This is a genomic window from Methylomonas fluvii (assembly GCF_014850975.1).
Taxonomy (GTDB): domain Bacteria; phylum Pseudomonadota; class Gammaproteobacteria; order Methylococcales; family Methylomonadaceae; genus Methylomonas; species Methylomonas fluvii.
Genome location: NZ_JACXST010000001.1, coordinates 1,314,116 through 1,333,817 on the forward strand (window position 1 = coordinate 1,314,116; position 19,702 = coordinate 1,333,817).

Genomic DNA, 19,702 nt, shown 5'->3' on the forward strand with positions numbered 1-19,702 from the left:
ACCCTTGTCGGCTGAAAAGCTGGCAAGGGTTTTTTGCTTTTTTTGGGGGGGGGGCGAGGAATTGGTTCCAGGTGCTACCCGATGTGTTGCCGATGTTTTAAGTTTCAGTGCCAAAACGGATGAGTGCTGGTGGCGAATAAAATAAACTGTGTTATATGGCTTATTTTTAGCGTGTCATTTGCCGCATAAATGGGTTGATTGGGTGGTGTATTTGATGATGCGTTGCATTAATTAATTGATAAGAAAGCATAATTTTGTTTAGGGTTGAAAATTGCTTGTATCTACGAATGGTTGTTTTAAAGTGTGTGAGATCACCAGAAACTGTTGGTGTTTTAAATAGCGCTTTTGCCGATAATTAGCCCTTAGCAAGAACAAATCGCATACCTTCGCAATTTTTAAACCTATGAAATACGCAAAAATCAAACTTAGCGCCAAGCCCTATTTAATGGGGGCGATGCTGCTTACTGTGTTACCGGGAGTCTCGGCGACCGAAGATGGCAAATCGGACAACAAAACCGGTAGCAATCAAACCGCAGTATTGCCGGAAATGACGGTTACTGCCGAAAGCGGAAAAGCCGCTACGCAAACGGCTACCGAAAAATATAAATTGCCTGCTGTGACCGAAAGCGTTACTCGCGAGAAGATGGAAGACACCATCAACGTAATGAACACCGAGGATGCCATCAAGTATTTGCCCAATATTCTGGTGCGCAAACGTTATATCGGCGACAAGGAAATGCCCGTGGCTATGCGTACCTCCGGGACCGGTTCCAGTGCGCGCAGCTTGATTTATGCGGACGGCATTTTGCTATCGTCGTTACTGGGCAATAACAACGGCATGACCGGTTCGCCGCGCTGGAATATGGTATCGCCGTCGGAAATCGAGCGGGTTGATGTGATGTACGGACCGTTTTCCGCGGCCTACGGCGGAAACTCGATAGGCGGTGTCGTTGATATTACGACGCGGATGCCTGAGAAATTCGAGGCTGGCGGCGGCGTGCAGTCTACTTGGCAGGAATACGATGTTTACGGTCATACGGATGTCTATGATTCCCAACAATACACCGCAAATCTAGGTAGCCGACACGGCGATTTTTCCTGGCGCTTCGATGTCAGTCATTTGGATGCGCACAGCCAGCCTATCAGCTTCACCTATTTACCCACTAGCTCTGGCTCTGGTGGCGTACCCGTTACCGGCGCCGTCGGCGATGTCGATAGAAGCGGCTCCCAAAGAATATTTGCCATAGGCGAAGGCAATATCAGGCATACGGTGCAGGATAATTTTAAGTGGAAGCTGGCTTACGACATTACGCCAACCCTAAAAGCTTCCTATACATTGGGTTTGTGGCAAAACGACGAAAGCGGGGGCTTCAATAGCTACTTGCGCAGTGCCACTACCGGAGCGCCGGTTAATAGCGGCATAATCAATATGAACGGACGAAACTACAACCTGGGTTCGACGTTTGCCGAGAACGATTACCAACAGATGCACTGGTCGCACGGTATGGCGCTAAAATCGAACACCGGCGGTATTTTCGATTGGGAATTGACTGGCAGTGTGATCAATTATGGCCAGGATGAACAACGCGCACCCACGGTTGCGCCCAATCTTGCGGCTGCGGGTGGTGCGGGAACCCTTACCAGCTTAAACGACACCGGTTGGCATACTGTTGATGCTAAAGGTATATGGCGTCCGGATTCCGCATGGGGACCGCATCATGTCAGCTTTGGTTTTCATCATGACCTTTACGAGTTGAACAACCAGCAATATACAATCACCAATTGGATGTACGGTGCGCGCGGCCGGTTGTCTACTAATTCGCAAGGTAAGACCGAAACCAATGCTGTCTGGATTCAAGACGCATGGACATTTGATCCGGATTGGACGCTGACCTTGGGCGGACGATTGGAGAACTGGAACGCCTTCGATGGTACCAATACCGGTTCCAATGGCAGAACAATCAATCAGTCTAACCGCAGCGATTTAAGATTTTCGCCAAAAGCATCGCTGGCCTGGAAGCCAACCGATAACTGGAAATTTACCAGCTCTATTGCTCAGGCTTACCGTTTCCCAACGGTGACCGAACTGTTCCAGGGTACCAATATCACCGTCAGCGGCACCTCAAATATCGTAAACCCGAATCCAACGCTAAAGCCTGAAGAAGCGTTGTCTTCCGAGCTTTCCGCGCAATATTTTCTGAGCGAAGGTTCGTTGCGCTTGAGTTTGTTCCACGAAAAAGTCTATGACGCCATCTATAGTCAAACCACGTTCAGTCCTGTCACTAACTCGACATTATCCTATGCGCAGAACATCGACCAGATCAGTACCTACGGTTGGGAGTTTTCCGGCGAGCACAGTAATGTCGTTGTCGATGGCCTGGATTTGTCCGGTAATGTAACGTGGGCGAATTCGCGCATCGATAAAAATGCGGCGCTGCCTGCGTCTGTCGGCAAGTATCAGCCTAGAGTGCCCGAGTGGCGTGCCAGTGCCACAGCCACATACCATGTGACTAAAAATTTTACGTCTTCAATCAGCGGACGCTATAGCAGTCAGCAATATGGTCTGATCGATAACAGCGACATCAATCCGGACACCTACACCGGCACCGGTAGCGCGTTTTTCGTTGTGGATACCCGCGCCAAATATCAACTGACCAAGCAGCTGACGCTTTCAGCGGGTATCGACAATATCACCAACGAAAAATATTGGCTGTTCCACGTGTTTCCGCAGCGCACCTATATCGCAGAATTGAAATTTAACTATTAATCGGTGATCGAATGTATTCAGCCAGGATAGGGCGGAGGGCGCCTAATCCTGGTTGTGGGTTAAATGACACAGTTTAATTTTTCCCGGTCAAACGGGTAAAAATGTTCGTAACTTTCCGGACGCTTACTAAAAGACGATGATGAAAATTCAACTCCGTTTGGCAATGATTACCTCGTTGATTTTGACGGCATGTGCCAACGAGCCGGTTACAATCCAGCAAGGCGCTGAGGTGGCTAAGCTAGAACAGCATACCGACAAAAAAGCGCTATGCGCTGATCTGCAAACCAGTCCGGTGATCGGATGTTCCGAGACGGTCACAGCGACTTTCGACAATAGCGGCGTGCTGTGGTTGGCTTGGGTGGTTCGCGATCATATCTATGTGCAATCGTCGGCTGATAAAGGTGCGAGCTTTTCAGCGCCGGTTGCGGTAAACGCCGAACCGGAATCTATCGCCGCGCGCGGTGAATACCGGCCGAAAATCAAACTTGATGCGCAAGGCAATATCTACCTGACTTGGACCCAGAATCTGGAAAAACGCCATACTGGCCACATTCGCTTCAGTCGCTCGACGGACGGGGGGAAAAGTTTTTCCAAGCCGGTGACGGTCAATGACAATCTGGATGTGATCGGCCATCGTTTCGATGCGCTGGCGGTGGGGAAGAATGGCGAGATTTTCGTCGCCTGGCTGGACGCGCGCGATAAGGAAAAAGCCAAGGCCGCTAAGCAAGATTTTGCTGGGACTGCCGTGTATTACGCTTGGTCGGACAATGGTGGTAAAAGTTTTTATCCCAACAAAACTGTGGCACCGCATAGCTGTGAATGCTGCCGTTTGGGTGTGGAAATAGATGCCGACAATTTGCCGGTGGTGCTGTGGCGGCATGTTTACGACGGCAATATCCGCGATCATGCGCTGGTTAAATTTAAGGATTGGCACACGCCGGGAGCGGTGCAGCGCGTTAGCGAAGAAAACTGGAAAATCGATGCTTGTCCGCATCATGGTCCGGCTTTATCGATTGCCGACAATGGCGTTTACCATTCGGTATGGTTCAGCGGAGCCGCTGATAATCAAGGCTTGTTTTACGGTCACTCTAAGGATGGCGGCCTAAGTTATTCGCCGGCCTATCGTTTTGGCAATCAAGGAGCCAAACATCCCAATGTGTTTGCCAAGGGCGAACAAGTAGTGGTGGTGTGGTCGGAATTCGACGGCAGCCATAATCTGTTGCAGTTGATTAAGTCGGAGGATGGCGGACTGAGTTGGTCGCAACCCGAAGTCGTCGGTAAAACAGCGGAAAGCGCGGATGATGCTTTTCTGTTGAGCGATGGCGAGAATGTTTTTCTATCCTGGCAAACCGCGCAGGGTTATCAATTCAAGCCGATTTAGGGTTTAATGATCCAAGGCCATCCCGCTGGTGGCGCGGGATGGCCTTGGATGAACGGTTCAATTTCCAATCAGTTTCAATTCCGCTTCCCGATATTTTTCCGCGCATTTCCTGCTAACGTCTTCCGGCAATTTCGGGCCAGGGGCGGTTTTGTTCCAATCCAAGGTTTCCAGATAATCGCGTAGATATTGTTTGTCGAAGCTGGGTGGGCTGATGCCGACCTGATATTGTTCGACCGGCCAGAACCGCGAGGAATCCGGAGTCAACGCTTCGTCGATCAAATACAGTGTGCCGCCTTCATCCAAACCAAACTCGAATTTGGTATCGGCAATAATAATCCCGCGTTCGCGAGCGTATTCCGCAGCTGTCGTGTAGAGTCGCAAACTGGCGTCGCGCACTTTGCTGGCCAGTTCTTCGCCCATCAACGTTACCGTATTGGCGAAGCTGATGTTTTCGTCATGAGTGCCCATTTCGGCCTTGCTGGATGGCGTGTAAATCGGCTGCGGCAATTGTTGCGCCTGTTGCAAGCCGGCAGGCAACTCGATACCGCACACCGAGCCGCTGTTTTGATAATCCTTCCAACCCGAGCCAATCAGATAGCCGCGCACGATGGCTTCCACCGGCAGCGGTTTCAAGCGTTTGACGATGATGGCCCGGCCTTCCACTTGTGCCCTTAAATCGGAATCGGGAATCACATCCGCCAGCGTCAAATCGTCGCTTAAATGATTGGGAATAATATCCCGCATTTTTTCGAACCAAAAATTACTCACCCGGGTCAATACGCGGCCTTTACCTGGAATAGGATCGGGCATAATCACGTCGAATGCCGACATCCGGTCAGAGGTGACGATCAGCAAATGTTTAGCGTCGATTTCATACATGTCGCGGACTTTGCCGCGGCCGAGCAATTTCAAATGCGGTAGGGAAGATTCGTAAAGTGCGGCGGGGGCATTCATAATACGTGTGTGGAGTCAGTGAAAAGTGGCTGCAATTTTATCATTAAACCTGTTGAGGGTAGGAAACGCATGAGTTGGCTGGGCAAGTTGGTGGGTGGGGCGTTTGGATTTATGTTGGGCGGACCGTTGGGGGCGATTTTCGGTGCGTCGGTAGGGCATCAGTTCGATGCCGGAATGGACGGGATGGCTGGCGAGTCATTTAATCCCGGCGACCAGCAGCGCGTACAAATGGCGTTTTTCACCGCTACTTTTGCGGTGATGGGGCATGTTGCCAAGGCGGATGGCCGGGTTTCCAACGAGGAAATCGGACTGGCGAAACGGGTGATGGACAATATGGAGCTCAGTCCCGAGCTGCGTGAAGCCGCGATTCAACTGTTTCAACAGGGCAAGCAGACCGATTTTCCGTTAGCGGATGTGTTACGGCAATTTCGCGTGGAATGCCATCGCCGGACTAATCTGGTGCGCATGTTTGTGGAAATCCAGATTCAGGCGGCGTTTGCCGACGGTGTTTACGATGCCAAGGAAGAAAAGCTGTTGCTGGATATTTGCGCGCAATTGGGTGTATCGCGTTTCGAATATCAGGTCATCAAGGGCCAAGTACAGGCGCAACATCGTTTTCAACAGTCGGGCGAGCAGTTTCACGCGGCCAAATCTGGCTCATCGAAGTTGGAAGATGCTTATGCGGTGTTAGGCGTCTCCGGGACGGCGGACGATGCTGAAGTGAAAAAAGCCTATCGCCGTCTAATGAGTCAACATCATCCGGACAAGCTGGTGGCTAAAGGTTTACCCGAAGAAATGATGCAGATGACCAAGCAAAAGACTCAGCAAATCAGAAAAGCCTACGAAACGATACGGGAAATAAGAGGTTTTTAAAAAGAGCCCGCCAGCCACGGAGGCGGCTGGCGGGCTTGAAATAAACAGATTAACTGCTTAACAACGAGGGAGGTACAACAAAACTTAAGCGCGAAACGAGTCGCTAAAATCCAGATTGCTGGCGATGGTTGCAGCGCCAAATAGCATGGTGGAGATGATGAACTCGCCAGACATGAAGCCAAACACCCCGGTGGTGAAAAACAGGCCGGTGAGTACGTCTTTATACAGATTGTTCGATTTGTTCATTTTTGCTCCTAGACTGAATACAGTCGATACCAATGAAGACGACTTCAATATAAGCTTTATTTTTTTATTTACAATACCGGCAATAGTGGATTGTTTGTTTCTTTTTTAGAAACAATATTGAAATAAAGCTGTCATCTAGGGCTGTTATAAGCTTGTTTAATCCAGGAATGCGTTGAGCGCGGGCAGATTGCTCTTGGGAAGTTTGACGGTTAGTCGTACCGAATCAGAAAAATCTTGCCCGATAATACTGCCGTCCAGTTTTTTCAGTTGATATTCCAACGCCTGTAGTCGGTGGTAGTCCAGGGTTATTGTCAGTTCGGCAAATTCAATGTAATCGACGATGTCGGCAGCTTCTATAGCTTGCTTGGCGACATTGCCGTAAGCACGGGTCAAGCCGCCCGCGCCCAGCTTTACTCCACCGAAATAACGAATCACCGCCACGACCAGATTGATTAATTGCTTACACTCCAGATGCTGAAAGATCGGCTTACCTGCCGTACCGCTGGGCTCGCCGGCGTCGTGAAAACGGCAGATCAGACCGTCCGGCGACTGGATACGGTAGGCGTAAACGATATGGCTGGCGTCGGGGAAGCGTTGATGCAAATCCTTTAATAATAACAAGGCTTCACGCTCGGTCTGGCAAGGGCTGATGATGCCGATGAAGCGGGATTTCTTGATGATTTCCTCGACTTCACAGGCCTTGACGACGATTTGCACCTTACAAAAGTCCGTTGATAGCCGGATGCTGGTTCAGCAAATGCTCGCGGAATGCCTCGATTTGCGCTTCGTCGTTACGCAATTCGCGCGGAATGTGTACCGGAATATCGCTGATGATCCGCATTGGAGGCGGTGACAGAAAAATCAGGCGGTCTGCCAGCGCAATCGCCTCGCGCAGATCGTGGCTGACGAACAGCACTGTATGCGGCCGTTGTTGCCACAACGAATACAACAGATTTCTCACCTGCCGGGCGCTGGGCGCGTCCAGCGAGACGAAGGGTTCGTCCATTAGCAGAATGTCCGGATTGATGGCGAAGGCACGGATAATGGCGACCCGCCGCTGCATGCCCAGCGACAATCGCTCCGGATAAACCTGCTGCACGTCGCTCAGTTGCATGTCTGCCAATAATGAGTCGATCAAGGCGGCGGGCGGCGTTTGCTCGAATACCACTTCGATATTCTGCCGGACGGTATACCAGGGCAGTAATCTGGGGTTCTGAAACACATAACCAATTCTCGCGGTTGTGGCTAGGCTGCCTATTTGAATTTTGCCCTGATAGTGACTATCCAGTCCGGCAATCATATTCAACAACGTGGTTTTACCGCAGCCGGATGGACCGAGCAGGCAGACGAATTCGTTCCGGCCTACGCCAAGCTGTAAATCAGCAATCACCTGGTGTTGGCGGTCTTCGGCATGCTTTGATCGATAGGTTTTATCCTGGATGCTGATGGTAATATCGTTCATCGCCGCCACCGTAAGGCTTTGCGATCTAGTGGTCGCAGTAACAGCCATTCGATTAGTTGGATGACCGCGACAAAGGCAAAGGTATAAGCCAGCAGACTGGCAACGTCAAACAATTGAAAAAACAGATGTAGCTGATAGCCCATGCCATTGCTGCGGCCCAGAAGTTCCACCACCAAAATGATTTTCCAGATCAGTGCCAAGCCGGAGCGGGTGGCAGCCATCACGAACGGATGCAACTGCGGCCAGATCACGTGTACCAAGGTTTTTTTGCGGTCGAAACGGTAACATTCCGCCATTTCCAATAAATCCTTGTCCAGCGCTCGGGTGCCTTCGCGAATCGTGACAATCACATTCGGCAGTTTATTGATGACCACGGCCAGAATCGCCGCCGATTCGGCCAATCCGAACCAGACGTAGCAGAGGATGATGGTGACTAGCGCCGGAATGTTCAGGAATATCACCAACCAGTGATCGAAGAACGCATCCACGGTTTTATTATTACCCAGCGTAACCCCTATCGCGCAGCCCAATACCATCGCGATCGAGAAGCTGACCAGCAGGCGCAGCAGCGTTACCCCTAAATGGTAGGGCAGTTCGCCGGATTGAGTTGCTTGCCAAAATACCTGAGCGACCTGGAGCGGATAGGGTAATGTTTGACTGTGGACCAAGCCGGCCGCCAGCTGCCAGATACCTAGCAGCGCTAACAGCGATAGCAGTGTTATGGCAGATTGGTTAAGTTTAAAAGTGTCCGTCAACATTAATCGGCCGACCAGAACGTCCCCGCTTGTATTTGCGCCGATTGGCCGGTCAACTTATTGTTGCTGAGTTGATGCAGCAGCGCATAGATTTTTGCGGCCGCGTTTTGTTGCGTGGGCCCCCATTGTTCTACCCGGCCCTGGCAATAACGCTCTCTGAGTTTCTGTTGTTCCTTAGGGCTGGTCGCGTCGGTGAGCGGCACGATTTTCTGCCATTCGGTATCGGCGCTGCACAGGGTGTCGTGGGCTTGTTTGCTCAGGCTCAAGAATTGTTTGAACGCCGCTTTATATTGATCGGCCCAGTCCTGTTTAAATACGTAGCCGATGCTGGGCACTGTTTCGTTGATGCCTAGCTGGCGGATGATCTCCTCGCCGCTCAACAGCGCCCGGTAACCTTGCGCTTCCAGATGCGCGGCAAATTGCCAGAAGGTCAGCAAAGCATCGACGCGTTTTTCCAGCAGTTGTTGGCTCAGTAATGGCGGCGCGCCGTAGATTTTTTCCACACCGGCATTCAGGTCCACTTGCTGTTGCTGGCCCAAGGCTTGTAACAGCAGCCAGTTCTTATCCAGCTCACCGCCGGCTATACCCAGTTTTTTGCCTTTTAGATCGGCCAGCGACTTGATCGGGCTATCAGCCGGTACCAGCAATACGCCGGAGGTATCGGAAAACGGGTAAAAACTTAAATTGGTGCCGGTGCCGCGCATGCTGGACGTCCAGATCCAGTCGGAGACGATCACATCCACCGAACCGGCCTGCAGCGCAACCTTACCGGCTTGTTGATTGGCAACCGCGATGTTTTCCACATTGAATTCTGCGTTGTCCAGTAGTCCTTGGTTGCGCATCGCCGCCAGTTCCCAATTTAAGGTGCCGGCTGCCATGGCGCCTATGCGGATAGTGGGTTTCTCTTCGGCGTTGGCAAATTGTGGCAATAAAACGGCAATGGCAAACAGGCAAATTTTCATATTCATCTTCAAAGTCCCTAGTCGGATGGTTAACGCGACGATTTTAACGCAGCCACCCCCAATACGAGAATGTTTGTCGGATTTGTTTGGAGCGGGATGCGTTGTCCAGGGTTTAAGGGGAAATCGTTTGACCGATATTCCCAAAAGCCCGAGCCCACTAGACCTCACGAGTAACCAGGGGTTCCGGTATCGTGGGGCAGGGGAAAGCTCAATGACTAGGTTAAAAAGCTGATTAGCAAGCTGCGCTACATCCGCAAAATCGTCTTTTCGGCAAGGCATGCGGATAGCTCTAGGCACTTCAGGAATATTAAAGGCTGTGGTGCAAGGCACTTCCCGGTGCTTAACAGTCTAGGACGCTGTGGGAAGCAGTCTGTCTTCCCGCTCAAATCTGGCGGCGGCTACCGGCCGGCCGGTGTAATAGCCTTGGTAGGATAGACAGCCTTTATTGCGCAAGAAGATCATTTGTTCCTGGGTTTCCACGCCCTCGGCAATCACGTGTAAACCTAAGTTTTTAGCCATATTGATAATGGTCTCCACAATCACCGCGTCGTTGGGATCGTTGGCAATGTCGCGGACGAAACTCTGATCTATCTTCAATTGGCTGATGGGCAGTTTTTTTAAATAAGACAGCGAGGAATAGCCGATGCCGAAATCGTCGATGGAGGTTTTCACGCCCAGGGTTTGCAAATCGCGCATTTTTTTCACGGTGTCGTCTATGTCACTGATGACGCAGCCTTCGGTCAGTTCGATGACCAAGCGCTCAGCCGGCAGCTCAGCGTCGATCAAAATGCGTTTTACTTGATCGACAAAATCGGCCTGGCGGAATTGCCGGGAACTGACGTTAACCGCCACATGATGAATAGGCAAGTTCTGGGCGTCCCACACCTTGATTTGCCGACAGGCCTCGCGCATGACCCATTCGCCTATCGGCAAAATCAGCTGGGTATCTTCGGCGATGGGGATAAATTCCGCCGGGGAGATCATGCCTTTTTCCGGATGCTGCCAGCGGATTAGCGCTTCGGCGCTGATCACTTTGCCGAGGTGATCGACCTGCGCCTGATAGTGCAGTAAAAACTGCCGCTGTTTCAGCGCCTGACGAATCTCTTTTTCCAAGGTCAAACGGCGGTCGGCCGTTTCCTGCATCGACGGACGGTAAAAACTGATGCCGTTACGGCCGCTTTCCTTGGCCCGGTACATCGCAGTATCCGCCTGTTGGATGACCGCTTCCGGCTGTTCGGCCACCTCGGGAAATAGGGTCACGCCTATACTGGTGGAAAAGTGATGTTCACTGCCTTGTACCGTGAACGGTTGATTGATGGTGTGCAGGATTTTTTCCGCCAGCATCGCCGCGTGACTGGTTGCTTGCGACAGTTGCGAATAACGGCCTGGCACCATCACGATAAATTCGTCGCCCCCCAGCCGGCAAGCGGTGTCTTCGTCGCGGATAATCGATTTGAGGCGTTGGGCAACCTGGATCAGCAATTCGTCACCGACTTGATGGCCGCGCGAATCGTTAAGGGTTTTGAAGTGATCCAAATCCAGGAAAAACAGCGAACCATAATAGCTTTGGCGTTTGGCGGCGGCGATTTCCTGTTTCAGGCGGTCCAGCAGCAAACGCCGGTTCGGCAAGCCGGTCAGCGGGTCGTAAAATGCCAGTTCATGGATTTCCCGCTCGGCGGCTTTTTTCTCGCTGATGTCGGAAAAAATCGCCACATAATTGAGCAGGCGGTCCTGTTCGTCCCTCACGCCGGTCACCGTCAGCCATTCCGGAAAGACGTCGCCGTTTTTGCGCTGATTAAAAATTTCGCCCTGCCATTGGTTATCCTTGGCCAAGGCTTGGGTCAAAGTTTGAATAAATCCGGGAGCTTGATGGGTCGACGATAGAAAATCCGGTTGCCGGCCAATCACTTCCTCCGCGCTGTAACCGGTGATTTTGTTAAAAGCGTTGTTGACGCGCAAAATGGCCCCATTAGCATCGGTGACGATAATGGCCTCGTGCGACTGGAATGTGGTCGCGGCTATGCGGAGTTCGTTTTCCTGTTGTTTACGGCGTTCGATCTCGGTATTCAGGGCCTGATTGCTGCGCAACAAGTCGCGGGTTTTCAAGGCCACCAGATCTTCGATGCGGGCGGTGCGTCCGCTCATCAGCATTAAACCGAAACTGGTCAGACCGCAAAGTAAAAAGCTCCCGGACAGCAGCCACCAAACCGTCCAGGAATTTTGTTGCGTATAAAACTCCGGCAGCGGTTTATATTCAAGCGTCCAGTTCCGGTCGGCGACCGCCAGCGATTGCTGCCTGCTTGGAAGGAAGTAATGTTTTTTCGATTCAATACCTTCGGGAGTGCTGCGGTATAACAGCTGGTCTTGATCATAGATCGCTACCGACAAACGTATGCTTTGCAGGCGCGTGGACAATTCCTGAACCTCGCTGCTTAATTTAAAAACATTGGCAACCAATCCCACAAAAAACTGCTGACGCAGGGTGCTGGTGTTAAGCGATTTTCCTTTGAGATAAACCGGCGAATAAATGGCGAAGCAGGGTTGATTATCGTCGCAGACGATGCCGGCCGTCACCACCGTTTCGCCGGAATTAATCGCTTTGTGGATCGCTGCTAATAATTGTTGGTTGCTGGCAACATCGAAACCTATGTTCTGCTGATTGCCGAAGGAGTAAGCAATGGGTAAATAAACGTTCCGCTTACCAGCCGCTATCAATTGTTGATTGTGGTCGTATTCGCGAATGGTGGTTTCTGTCTGTTTTTCGAATGCGTTACGGTCTTCTGCGTTGACTCTGGGTATCCATTCCAACGCCTCCAGCTCGGGATGTTTGCTGAAAATGGTATGAGCAAACAGCCTGAACTCGTTGGGATTGACCGATTCCGAGCTGTCGAAAAGGGCTTTCAGCAACTGATTATTCAGAATATCGTCGTCGAAATGTTCCTGGAGGTTGGTGTGGGTCAGATTAATCTGGTTGTCGAATAGCCCATTGATGCGCTGATTTTCCAGGTTGCGGCTGTAGACAAAGGCGATGACCACCAACAACAGCGAAATCGATAACGGATAGGCCACGAATTTTTGCCGTTGCCGCCAGATATGGCGCGGCGTACCGATAAACAACAGCAGCAAGGGCGCGAAGATCACCGTGCCTATTGCATCGCCTATCCACCAGGTACACCAGTTCAGGCCGATTTCTTCCGCATCGATCGTATCGAAAATGTACAGAAAGCTGGTGCCGATGCTAGCCGATATTAAGCAACTGGCAATCGCCAACAAGAAAAAACACAGCACATGTCGATCTTCCATCAACGGGTTGTGCTTGCCTATCCAGCGGTTGATCAGGGATGCACCGAGCAAGGGTTGGGCAATGGCGCCCAGGCTGGCCGCAGTTCCTGCCCAAATCGGTGTAAACCAATCCTCTGGGGTGGCCAGATCCTCAAAAGCGTAAATTTGCGTACCCAAGCTGCCGATGATCAGACCTGGCAATATTCTGTTACCGTAACCAAGCAACGCGGCCAGAGCGATACCCGCTGACGGCCAGATTGGGCTGGCATGGCTGGGCTGCATCGCCAGCATATGCCCGAGATAGCCGCCGATAAAATAGGCTAGGGCCAAGGCGCTGTTGATCAGAATAACTCTAAAAGCTGTCGGCATGATTAAACAGGCAGAATCTGATTCTCGCCGAAGCTGGGCGAAGCAGTCGCTTTAGTGATTTGCGGGCAACAGAACGCCATTTTCGACATCAATGCTAAATGCTTTGCCGAATCCGGCGACATATTGGCCGCGCAAAGGCGTCAGTGCCAGTAAATGAAAATCCGTGAGTGAGCGTAAAACCGAGACTGTTTCGCCGAAACGGTCTTGCAGTCTATCTAACAACTGGGCATATTCAGCTTGGAGTTTGTCGATTTCACCAACAGCGCAGTCAATTACCAAGCGGCGTCTGGCAAACGGATTGACCGCTTCGGCCTCGGGTTCGATAAACATGATGGATGCTTGGCGTTGGCGCAGCATATTGCCGGTATGCCGGGCCAATTGGCTGACATAGATGTAATAAGTATTTTGGTATTCCAGAAACGGCGCATAACTGACTTCGGCTGTCCCTTGCTCGGAACTGCTGGCGATTATCAGGCTTTGGCTGTTGGTAATTAAAGTCCGGTAATCGGCGGTTAGCGGTTCGGAACTCATGGTGTATTTGCAGATGTCAGTTGCGCGTGGCGGAAGCAATTGACGGTGTGGTCGTTGACCATGCCCACCGCCTGCATATAAGCATAGCAGATGGTTTTGCCGACAAACTTAAAGCCGCGCTTTTGCAGATTTTTGCTCATCCGTTCCGATTCCGGCGTGTAAGCCGGTAATTGGCTATGCTGCAGCCAACGGTTTTGCCGCGGTTCACCGTCTACGAAGCTCCATATGTACGAGTCAAAACTGCCGAATTCCTGCTGCACCCGTAAAAAAGCCTGGGCATTGTTTACCGCGGATTCAATTTTCAGGCGGTTTTTGACGATGCCGTGAGTCTGCAGCAACGACGCCAGTTTTTTGTGATCATAAGCGGCGACTTTGAGTGGATCAAAATGATCGAAAGCGGCGCGGTAAGCCTCGCGTTTGTCGAGAATGGTCCGCCAACTGAGGCCGGCTTGGGCGCCTTCCAATACCAGAAACTCGAATAACATACGATCATCGTGCAGTGGCACGCCCCATTCGTGATCGTGATAATGCTCTTCGTTAGCGCTATTCAGCGCCCACACGCATTTGCCAGGCATCAGTCTTTTTTCATCAGGTTTTTCAAATCGGCGAAAGGATTGAAGGTGGCGGCAGGCGCTTTGCCTTCCGAGGTGGCTTTGCCGCCGTAACGCACGTGCTCTTCAAAACGTTGATGTTCGTTGTCGTGGCAATACAGGCACAGCAATTCCCAATTGCTGCCGTCGGGCGGATTGTGGTCGTGATCGTGATTGATGTGATGGACTGTCAATTCGCGCAGGTTTTTATGGTCAAACTCTCGTGAGCAGCGTCCGCATATCCAGGGATAAAGTTTTAAGGCCTGCTCGCGGTAACCTTTTTCCCGCTCTTCCTTGTAGCGCCGGGCTTCGGCGACGATGTGATAGGCTTTGTTATCCGACATAGGTCCTCCGTAGTTCAGCCGCCGGTAGCGTTCATGTGCCGCAAAATCACTGGCTGTTCGTGAATATTGAATTCGTGTTTTTCGGGTTTGATTTGCATGGCTTCGACGATGGCTTGTTTCAGCATAGCCTTGTCGCCGGGATGGTCTCTGACCACCTGTTTCAGATCGACCGAATGCTCGTTGCCCAAGCACAGCAATAAGCGGCCTTCGGCGGTCAGGCGCACGCGGTTGCAACTGCCGCAGAAATTAGCACTGTGTGGCGAGATAAATCCCACTTTGCTAGCGCTCCCGGCTACCCGGTAATACACCGAAGGTCCGCCTGTCGAGTCGGTCACGGCTTCCAGCCTAAAGCGCTGTTGTAAATCCTGCCTGATCAAATCGCTGGAATAAAAAGCATCGCCGCGGTGATGGTTGTCCACCGCGCCCAGCGGCATTTCCTCGATGAAACTGATGTCGATGCCACGCTCGACGGCAAACTGCACCAGATCGCAGACTTCTTGATGATTGCGGTTTTTCAGAATCACCGCGTTGAGTTTGATGCGCTGAAAGCCGGCTGTTCGAGCTTTTTCTATGCCTTTCAGCACTTGCTGCAAATCGCCGGTTCGGGTCAGTTCCTTGAATTTGGCCGGGTCCAAGGTATCCAGGCTAATGTTGATGCGTTTTACGCCGGCGGCTTTCAAGTCGTCGGCCATCTCCGCCAGATGCGAGCCGTTGCTGGTCAATACCAGTTCGTTCAAGCCCGGTAAGCGCCCAAGGTCTTGCATCAAACCCAATGCGCCCTTGCGCACCAGCGGTTCGCCGCCGGTAATCCTGATTTTGCCGACACCCAACTCGACGAAGGTTTCGCAGATAAAGCGGATTTCCTCCAGGCTGAGAATATGGCTGCGCGGTAGAAACGTCATGTCCTCGGCCATACAGTACACGCAGCGAAAATCGCAGCGGTCGGTAATCGATACTCGCAGGTAGTTGACCACTCTGCCGAAGCGGTCTATCAGTTGCAACGGTTTGCTAGGCGCCATTACATTCGAACAGAAAAAATAAAGGAAGAAAATAGTAACACAGCGCCGCGCTGTGTTATTGCCGTTTGCTAAAAGATCGGCGTTGAGCGGGTAAGTTCCTAAGACGGCTTTTTGCCAGACTATTGCTTGCCCAAGCGCCGCAGCAAAGCCAACACTGCCGCCTCTATCTGCGGCAAGGCCTCGTTCGGATGGGCGTCTTCTATATCGTCTACCTGCCAGTATTCCACGCGTTCCACCCAGTCCGGGAAGCGGCGATGCAGTAAGGGTTTGTGCTCGGTTTGCTTCAAGGCGATGATGTGGCGGGCGGTGGTCAAGTCCTGCTCGGTCAGCGCAAGCGGCGCGCGGACAGGCTCGATGGGAATCTCGCGCAAGGCCAAGCCATGCCGGGTGTGCGGCGAAAGCGGCCCGGCATCGTCCTTCAGCAACTCGATAGCCAACCCGCGCGAAAACGCCCGCCAAGGCAGCGCGTAATCCGGCGCGTGGTGATTAAACAAATACTCGGCAAACCGGCTGCGGTAGTAGTTACCGGTGCAGAGGAATAGGACTTGGGAATGGGTGTTTGTCATAAAACTCCTTTTGGCGAGGCTGTTTACATGAGAGCAGACAGTAAAGAATTTGTTTGAGTCATTATAATAGTGATACCGTATATGGTATGCATGAGATTATACTGGATACCAATGTTCTGTTCGCCGGCTTGTATTCCGCTAACGGCGCATCCTTTAAATTGCTAGAGCTTTTAGCCGATGGGCAGTTGCAAACAGCCATATCGACACCGCTTTTGTTCGAGTATGAGGATGTTTTGAAACGCAACCGTTCCATGCTGCAACTGACCGATGTCGAAATAGATATAGTGCTGGATAACCTGTGCGGATTTAGCCGTCATCAAAAAGTGTATTTTTTATGGCGACCTTATTTGCCGGACCCGAAAGATGATTTAGTCTTGGAGCTGGCCGTTGCTGCCCGAGTAAACACCATCGTTACCCATAATTTAAAAGATTTTGCCCGTATCGAAAAATTCGGCGTTGAAGCCATCACGCCAAAAATCATGCTGGAGCGTCTACCATGAGTGCATTAAGTCTGAGATTGCCCGATTCCATACACCGCCATATCAAAGAGCTGGCGAGTAAGGAAGGCGTATCGATCAATCAATTCATAGCCAGCGCCGTTGCCGAAAAAGTGTCGGCCATCGCCACCGAAGACTACCTGCAGGCTCGAGCCGAACGAGCCGACAAAGCCGCTTTCCAGGCCATTTTGGCCAAGGTGCCTAAACGTGAGCCGTTGGTGGGGGATGAGTTTTAGCGTTGGCGGGCAGCATAGGCAGATATAGCTATTTCTTTAGAAAGTACTCCGAACTGGGGCTGATTGATTGGATCGATGACTTAAATCTGCTGAATGACTAAGATTTTATATTTAGCTTAAGTTGACGGCATAGGTTTAGCGCTAATTTAACCCAACAATTCCAAGGTTCTTTGCCCTTTATGAAGCCATTTCTAAATACGACCGTCAAGGCAGTCTTCGACGACTATCCGCTGGAAGTTCGTCGGAAAATGCTGGTGCTTCGCGAAGCAATCTTTGCTGTGGCGGCTAGTGAGGGTGTCGGACAGCTTGAGGAAACCTTGAAGTGGGGTGAGCCCGCTTATATGACCGCCGAAACCGGATGTGGCAGTACGATCAGAATGGCTTGGAAGAAAGAGAAACCGAACCAATATGCCATGTATTTCATCTGCACAACGAATTTGGTTGAAACCTTTCGGACGCTATTTCCGCACCAGTTTAAATACGAAGGCAATCGGGCGATTGTCTTTCAAGAAGCTGAAGACGTCGACATGGATAGCCTGTCAATCTGTATTGCTATGGCCTTGACCTATCATCGGAACAAGCGACGAAAGCAATCTTAGGCGCGGAGCCGGCTTCAGGCTTCTTCGCCAAGAGTATTTCACCTTGCCGTTGGCCATGGTAGGTGTTGCCGCAGAAATCCACCAATCCGCTCCTCCAGCCAATACGCCGGCCTAAACAACGAACCGCTCACAAATCCCACGTGCCCGCCGCTAGCGCACACTTCCAGTTGCACTTGGTCGGACAGTTCTGCACTGGTCGGCAGCACGCGCTCGGTCATGAACGGATCGTCCTTAGCTTGCAAAATCAAAGTTGGGACGCGGATGTGCTTTAAAAATTGCCTGGAACTGCTGCGCCGATAGTAATCGTGAGCGTCTTTAAAACCGTGCAGGCCGGCCACGACCTTGTCGTCGTATTGCCAGAAGGACTTGATACCCGAGAGGTCGCCTAATTTTAAAATCTGCTCAGCTTGTTCGTGTTGGCCGATGCCTTGCAAATGCCGGAGTTTGACGCGCATGTATTGTTTCAACTCGCGCAGTAAATAGTCGCGATAGAGTGTCGAGAAACCGCGATCCAGCTTGTCGGCGCATTCGTCTAACAACAGCGGCACGGATACCGCCACTGCCGCCGATAATTCAAGCTTATCGCCTTGCTCGCCCAGCCATTTTAATAACACGTTGCCGCCCAGGGAAAAACCTATCGCCGCCATCGCCCGGTCCGGAAAACGCTGGCGTAAGGTTTGGAACAAAAAGTCGATGTCCTCGGTTTCGCCGGAGTGATAACAACGCGCCAGCCGGTTCATCTCGCCGCTGCAACCGCGAAAATTCAGCGCCACGCTGGCAATGCCGGCGGCCAGCAAACTGTGTTGCAAGCCCTGGATGTAACCGGAACGGCTGCTGCCGGCCAAACCGTGCAGCAGAATCACCAGCGGCCGTTCGCCGTTATCGACCCAATCGATGTCCAGAAAGTCGCCATCGGGTGTGTCCAGCCGTTCGCGGCGGATGCCAGTCGGTGGCGAGATGCGCCGCAAAAACGCCGGATAGATCGTCTGTAAATGCGGACTGTTCAGCCACCAGGCCGGGCGGAAGGCGTTGTGCATGGTTGTGGACCTGCTTTATAGTAGTAGTCGGGCGATGGTTTGAAAGAGGAATATACCTTTTGTACCGCCAAACGCCAGCGCGCCTTTGCGGCGGATGTATAGCTCTTATCCGTCTGAGATTTTCCAAATTATTTCCAACCCTGTTTCACTGTTCTTGATGAGTCGGCCCATTCCTATCGCCAAATCGCTGGCTAAAGCTGTCCCGCCTAGCCGGGCAAAAGCCGGAGCAGGGCGTAAGCCAGGCAAGCAGCGCCGCAAGGCCAAATCTCTGCGCAAACCAAAATGGTGGCTGATGGTAGTGGAAGGCTTGGCGCTGATGATTGCCGCCGTACTGGCGACGATGTTTTTGCTCGGTTACTCGGCCAGTTGGTTGTCCGGCCCCGGTTTTTTTACCAGTTTGCTGCCGTTCGCGATTGGCGTGGTGATCTTGATGTTGGCGGCGGCTGCGCTATTGCTGGCCTGGTCGCGCTTGCGCGGCTGGTTGCATGGCCGATTGGATTATTTGCCCGCCGCATTGGCCGTGGTGCTGGCCGCTTCGACCGGTTGGTTTGTGATGCACGGCGGCTACACCCAAGTTTTTACGCATTTTCGCACCTTGGTCGGTGGCAAGCAGGAAGCCGAAAAAGTCACACTGGCGCATCAAGTCTATGCGGCTTATCGGCGCCACGGCATAGGCGGGTTACAAAAAATGATGGTGCGCGCCGATGCTTTCAATCCGGCAATCGAGGACGCTGCCAAGGCTTTTGATGTCGATGTCAATTTGCTGCAAGGCATCGCCGCGACCGAATCCTCGTTTATGCCACGCGACAGTTTTGACGGCGGCAAAGGCTTGTTTCAGATTACCGCCGTGCCCAAAGCCATTACCCGCGAGGCAGCCGACGAGCTGGACGTGGAGGAATTGCAAGTCAACGATCCCAGGCATAACGCCTTTGTCGCCGCCGCTACCTTTAAACATTACCTGCAAGAAATGAACGGCGATTTGTTTTTAGGCCTGCTGGCTTACAACATCGGGCCGCGCAACGGTGGTTTGCGTTTTATCATGCAGCAGTATGGCGCCACCGACTTTGTGACGATGCAACCGTACCTGCAAACCCTGCCGCGCGACTACCCGATCCGGGTATTGTCTTATGCCCTGGCTTTCAAACTTTATCAGAAGGACGGCAAACTGCTGGCCTATGAAGAAGGCGATAACGCCATGCGGATTCAGCAGATGGGAATCCCCGGTTTGTAGG

At 51.9% G+C, this 19,702-nt stretch carries 20 protein-coding genes; 7 read left to right on the forward strand and 13 right to left on the reverse strand.

Annotated features, from left to right (window positions below; genetic code table 11):
• The first annotated feature begins 403 nt into the window (after positions 1-403).
• Positions 404-2,767, forward strand: coding sequence for a TonB-dependent receptor (locus tag EBB_RS06335; RefSeq protein ID WP_192392940.1), 2,364 nt, complete (start codon positions 404-406; stop codon positions 2,765-2,767).
• 139 nt (positions 2,768-2,906) lie between these two features.
• Positions 2,907-4,148 carry a sialidase family protein gene (locus EBB_RS06340; RefSeq protein WP_225587260.1) on the forward strand — a complete coding sequence of 414 codons (1,242 nt, stop codon included), beginning with the start codon at positions 2,907-2,909 and terminating at the stop codon, positions 4,146-4,148.
• A gap of 57 nt (positions 4,149-4,205) precedes the next feature.
• Here EBB_RS06340 and EBB_RS06345 read toward each other — a convergent pair whose 3' ends face one another.
• Positions 4,206-5,102 (reverse strand): phosphoribosylaminoimidazolesuccinocarboxamide synthase, encoded by an 897-nt coding sequence (locus EBB_RS06345; RefSeq protein ID WP_192392942.1) that lies wholly within the window; start codon positions 5,100-5,102, stop codon positions 4,206-4,208.
• 69 nt (positions 5,103-5,171) lie between these two features.
• Here EBB_RS06345 and djlA point away from each other — a divergent pair, with 69 nt between their 5' ends.
• Positions 5,172-5,975, forward strand: a complete 804-nt coding sequence (gene djlA, locus EBB_RS06350) for a co-chaperone DjlA (RefSeq protein WP_192392943.1) — start codon at positions 5,172-5,174, stop codon at positions 5,973-5,975.
• 84 nt (positions 5,976-6,059) lie between these two features.
• On the opposite strand, the gene EBB_RS06355 is transcribed toward djlA, so the two are convergent.
• The 11 genes from EBB_RS06355 to EBB_RS06405 form a co-directional block, all read right to left on the reverse strand.
• The gene (locus tag EBB_RS06355; protein ID WP_020483539.1) at positions 6,060-6,221 is read right to left on the reverse strand and encodes a hypothetical protein; all 162 of its coding nucleotides are present in this window, start codon (positions 6,219-6,221) and stop codon (positions 6,060-6,062) included.
• Between the two features lie 156 nt (positions 6,222-6,377).
• Positions 6,378-6,938 (reverse strand): IMPACT family protein, encoded by a 561-nt coding sequence (locus tag EBB_RS26640; protein WP_192392944.1) that lies wholly within the window; start codon positions 6,936-6,938, stop codon positions 6,378-6,380.
• Between the two features lies 1 nt (position 6,939).
• Entirely contained in the window at positions 6,940-7,683 is a 744-nt protein-coding gene (locus tag EBB_RS06365) for an ABC transporter ATP-binding protein (protein ID WP_192392945.1), read from the reverse strand.
• The gene (locus EBB_RS06370) at positions 7,680-8,441 is read right to left on the reverse strand and encodes an ABC transporter permease (protein ID WP_192392946.1); all 762 of its coding nucleotides are present in this window, start codon (positions 8,439-8,441) and stop codon (positions 7,680-7,682) included. Before EBB_RS06370 ends, EBB_RS06365 begins: the two co-directional genes overlap by 4 nt.
• Positions 8,441-9,406 (reverse strand): ABC transporter substrate-binding protein, encoded by a 966-nt coding sequence (locus EBB_RS06375; RefSeq protein WP_306789989.1) that lies wholly within the window; start codon positions 9,404-9,406, stop codon positions 8,441-8,443. Before EBB_RS06375 ends, EBB_RS06370 begins: the two co-directional genes overlap by 1 nt.
• A gap of 342 nt (positions 9,407-9,748) precedes the next feature.
• Positions 9,749-13,051: an EAL domain-containing protein gene (locus tag EBB_RS06380; RefSeq protein WP_192392947.1), complete on the reverse strand. Its 3,303-nt coding sequence runs from the start codon at positions 13,049-13,051 to the stop codon at positions 9,749-9,751.
• A 51-nt stretch (positions 13,052-13,102) separates the two neighbouring features.
• Positions 13,103-13,582 (reverse strand): HugZ family pyridoxamine 5'-phosphate oxidase, encoded by a 480-nt coding sequence (locus EBB_RS06385; RefSeq protein WP_192392948.1) that lies wholly within the window; start codon positions 13,580-13,582, stop codon positions 13,103-13,105.
• Positions 13,579-14,157 carry a DNA-3-methyladenine glycosylase I gene (locus EBB_RS06390; RefSeq protein WP_192392949.1) on the reverse strand — a complete coding sequence of 193 codons (579 nt, stop codon included), beginning with the start codon at positions 14,155-14,157 and terminating at the stop codon, positions 13,579-13,581. The genes EBB_RS06385 and EBB_RS06390 overlap by 4 nt, the downstream gene beginning before the upstream one ends.
• Complete coding sequence (locus tag EBB_RS06395; protein ID WP_033157754.1) at positions 14,157-14,516, reverse strand: YajD family HNH nuclease; 360 nt, start codon at positions 14,514-14,516, stop codon at positions 14,157-14,159. Before EBB_RS06395 ends, EBB_RS06390 begins: the two co-directional genes overlap by 1 nt.
• Before the next feature lie 14 nt (positions 14,517-14,530).
• Positions 14,531-15,535 carry a GTP 3',8-cyclase MoaA gene (gene moaA / locus EBB_RS06400; protein WP_192392950.1) on the reverse strand — a complete coding sequence of 335 codons (1,005 nt, stop codon included), beginning with the start codon at positions 15,533-15,535 and terminating at the stop codon, positions 14,531-14,533.
• Between the two features lie 119 nt (positions 15,536-15,654).
• Positions 15,655-16,101 carry an arsenate-mycothiol transferase ArsC gene (locus tag EBB_RS06405; RefSeq protein ID WP_192392951.1) on the reverse strand — a complete coding sequence of 149 codons (447 nt, stop codon included), beginning with the start codon at positions 16,099-16,101 and terminating at the stop codon, positions 15,655-15,657.
• A gap of 86 nt (positions 16,102-16,187) precedes the next feature.
• On the opposite strand from EBB_RS06405, the gene EBB_RS06410 reads away from it, so the two are divergent.
• The 3 genes from EBB_RS06410 to EBB_RS06420 all read left to right on the forward strand — a co-directional run bounded on the left by EBB_RS06410 (position 16,188) and on the right by EBB_RS06420 (position 17,433).
• Positions 16,188-16,601 carry a putative toxin-antitoxin system toxin component, PIN family gene (locus EBB_RS06410; protein WP_192392952.1) on the forward strand — a complete coding sequence of 138 codons (414 nt, stop codon included), beginning with the start codon at positions 16,188-16,190 and terminating at the stop codon, positions 16,599-16,601.
• Entirely contained in the window at positions 16,598-16,834 is a 237-nt protein-coding gene (locus EBB_RS06415; RefSeq protein WP_192392953.1) for a toxin-antitoxin system HicB family antitoxin, read from the forward strand. The genes EBB_RS06410 and EBB_RS06415 overlap by 4 nt, the downstream gene beginning before the upstream one ends.
• A gap of 179 nt (positions 16,835-17,013) precedes the next feature.
• Complete coding sequence (locus EBB_RS06420; RefSeq protein ID WP_192392954.1) at positions 17,014-17,433, forward strand: DUF1801 domain-containing protein; 420 nt, start codon at positions 17,014-17,016, stop codon at positions 17,431-17,433.
• 38 nt (positions 17,434-17,471) lie between these two features.
• Here the strand turns inward: EBB_RS06420 and EBB_RS06425 are convergent, their stop codons facing one another.
• Positions 17,472-18,470, reverse strand: a complete 999-nt coding sequence (locus EBB_RS06425) for a hydrolase (RefSeq protein ID WP_192392955.1) — start codon at positions 18,468-18,470, stop codon at positions 17,472-17,474.
• Positions 18,471-18,627: 157 nt separating this feature from the next.
• Here EBB_RS06425 and EBB_RS06430 point away from each other — a divergent pair, with 157 nt between their 5' ends.
• Positions 18,628-19,701 carry a transglycosylase SLT domain-containing protein gene (locus EBB_RS06430; RefSeq protein ID WP_192392956.1) on the forward strand — a complete coding sequence of 358 codons (1,074 nt, stop codon included), beginning with the start codon at positions 18,628-18,630 and terminating at the stop codon, positions 19,699-19,701.
• The last annotated feature ends 1 nt before the right edge of the window (position 19,702 follow it).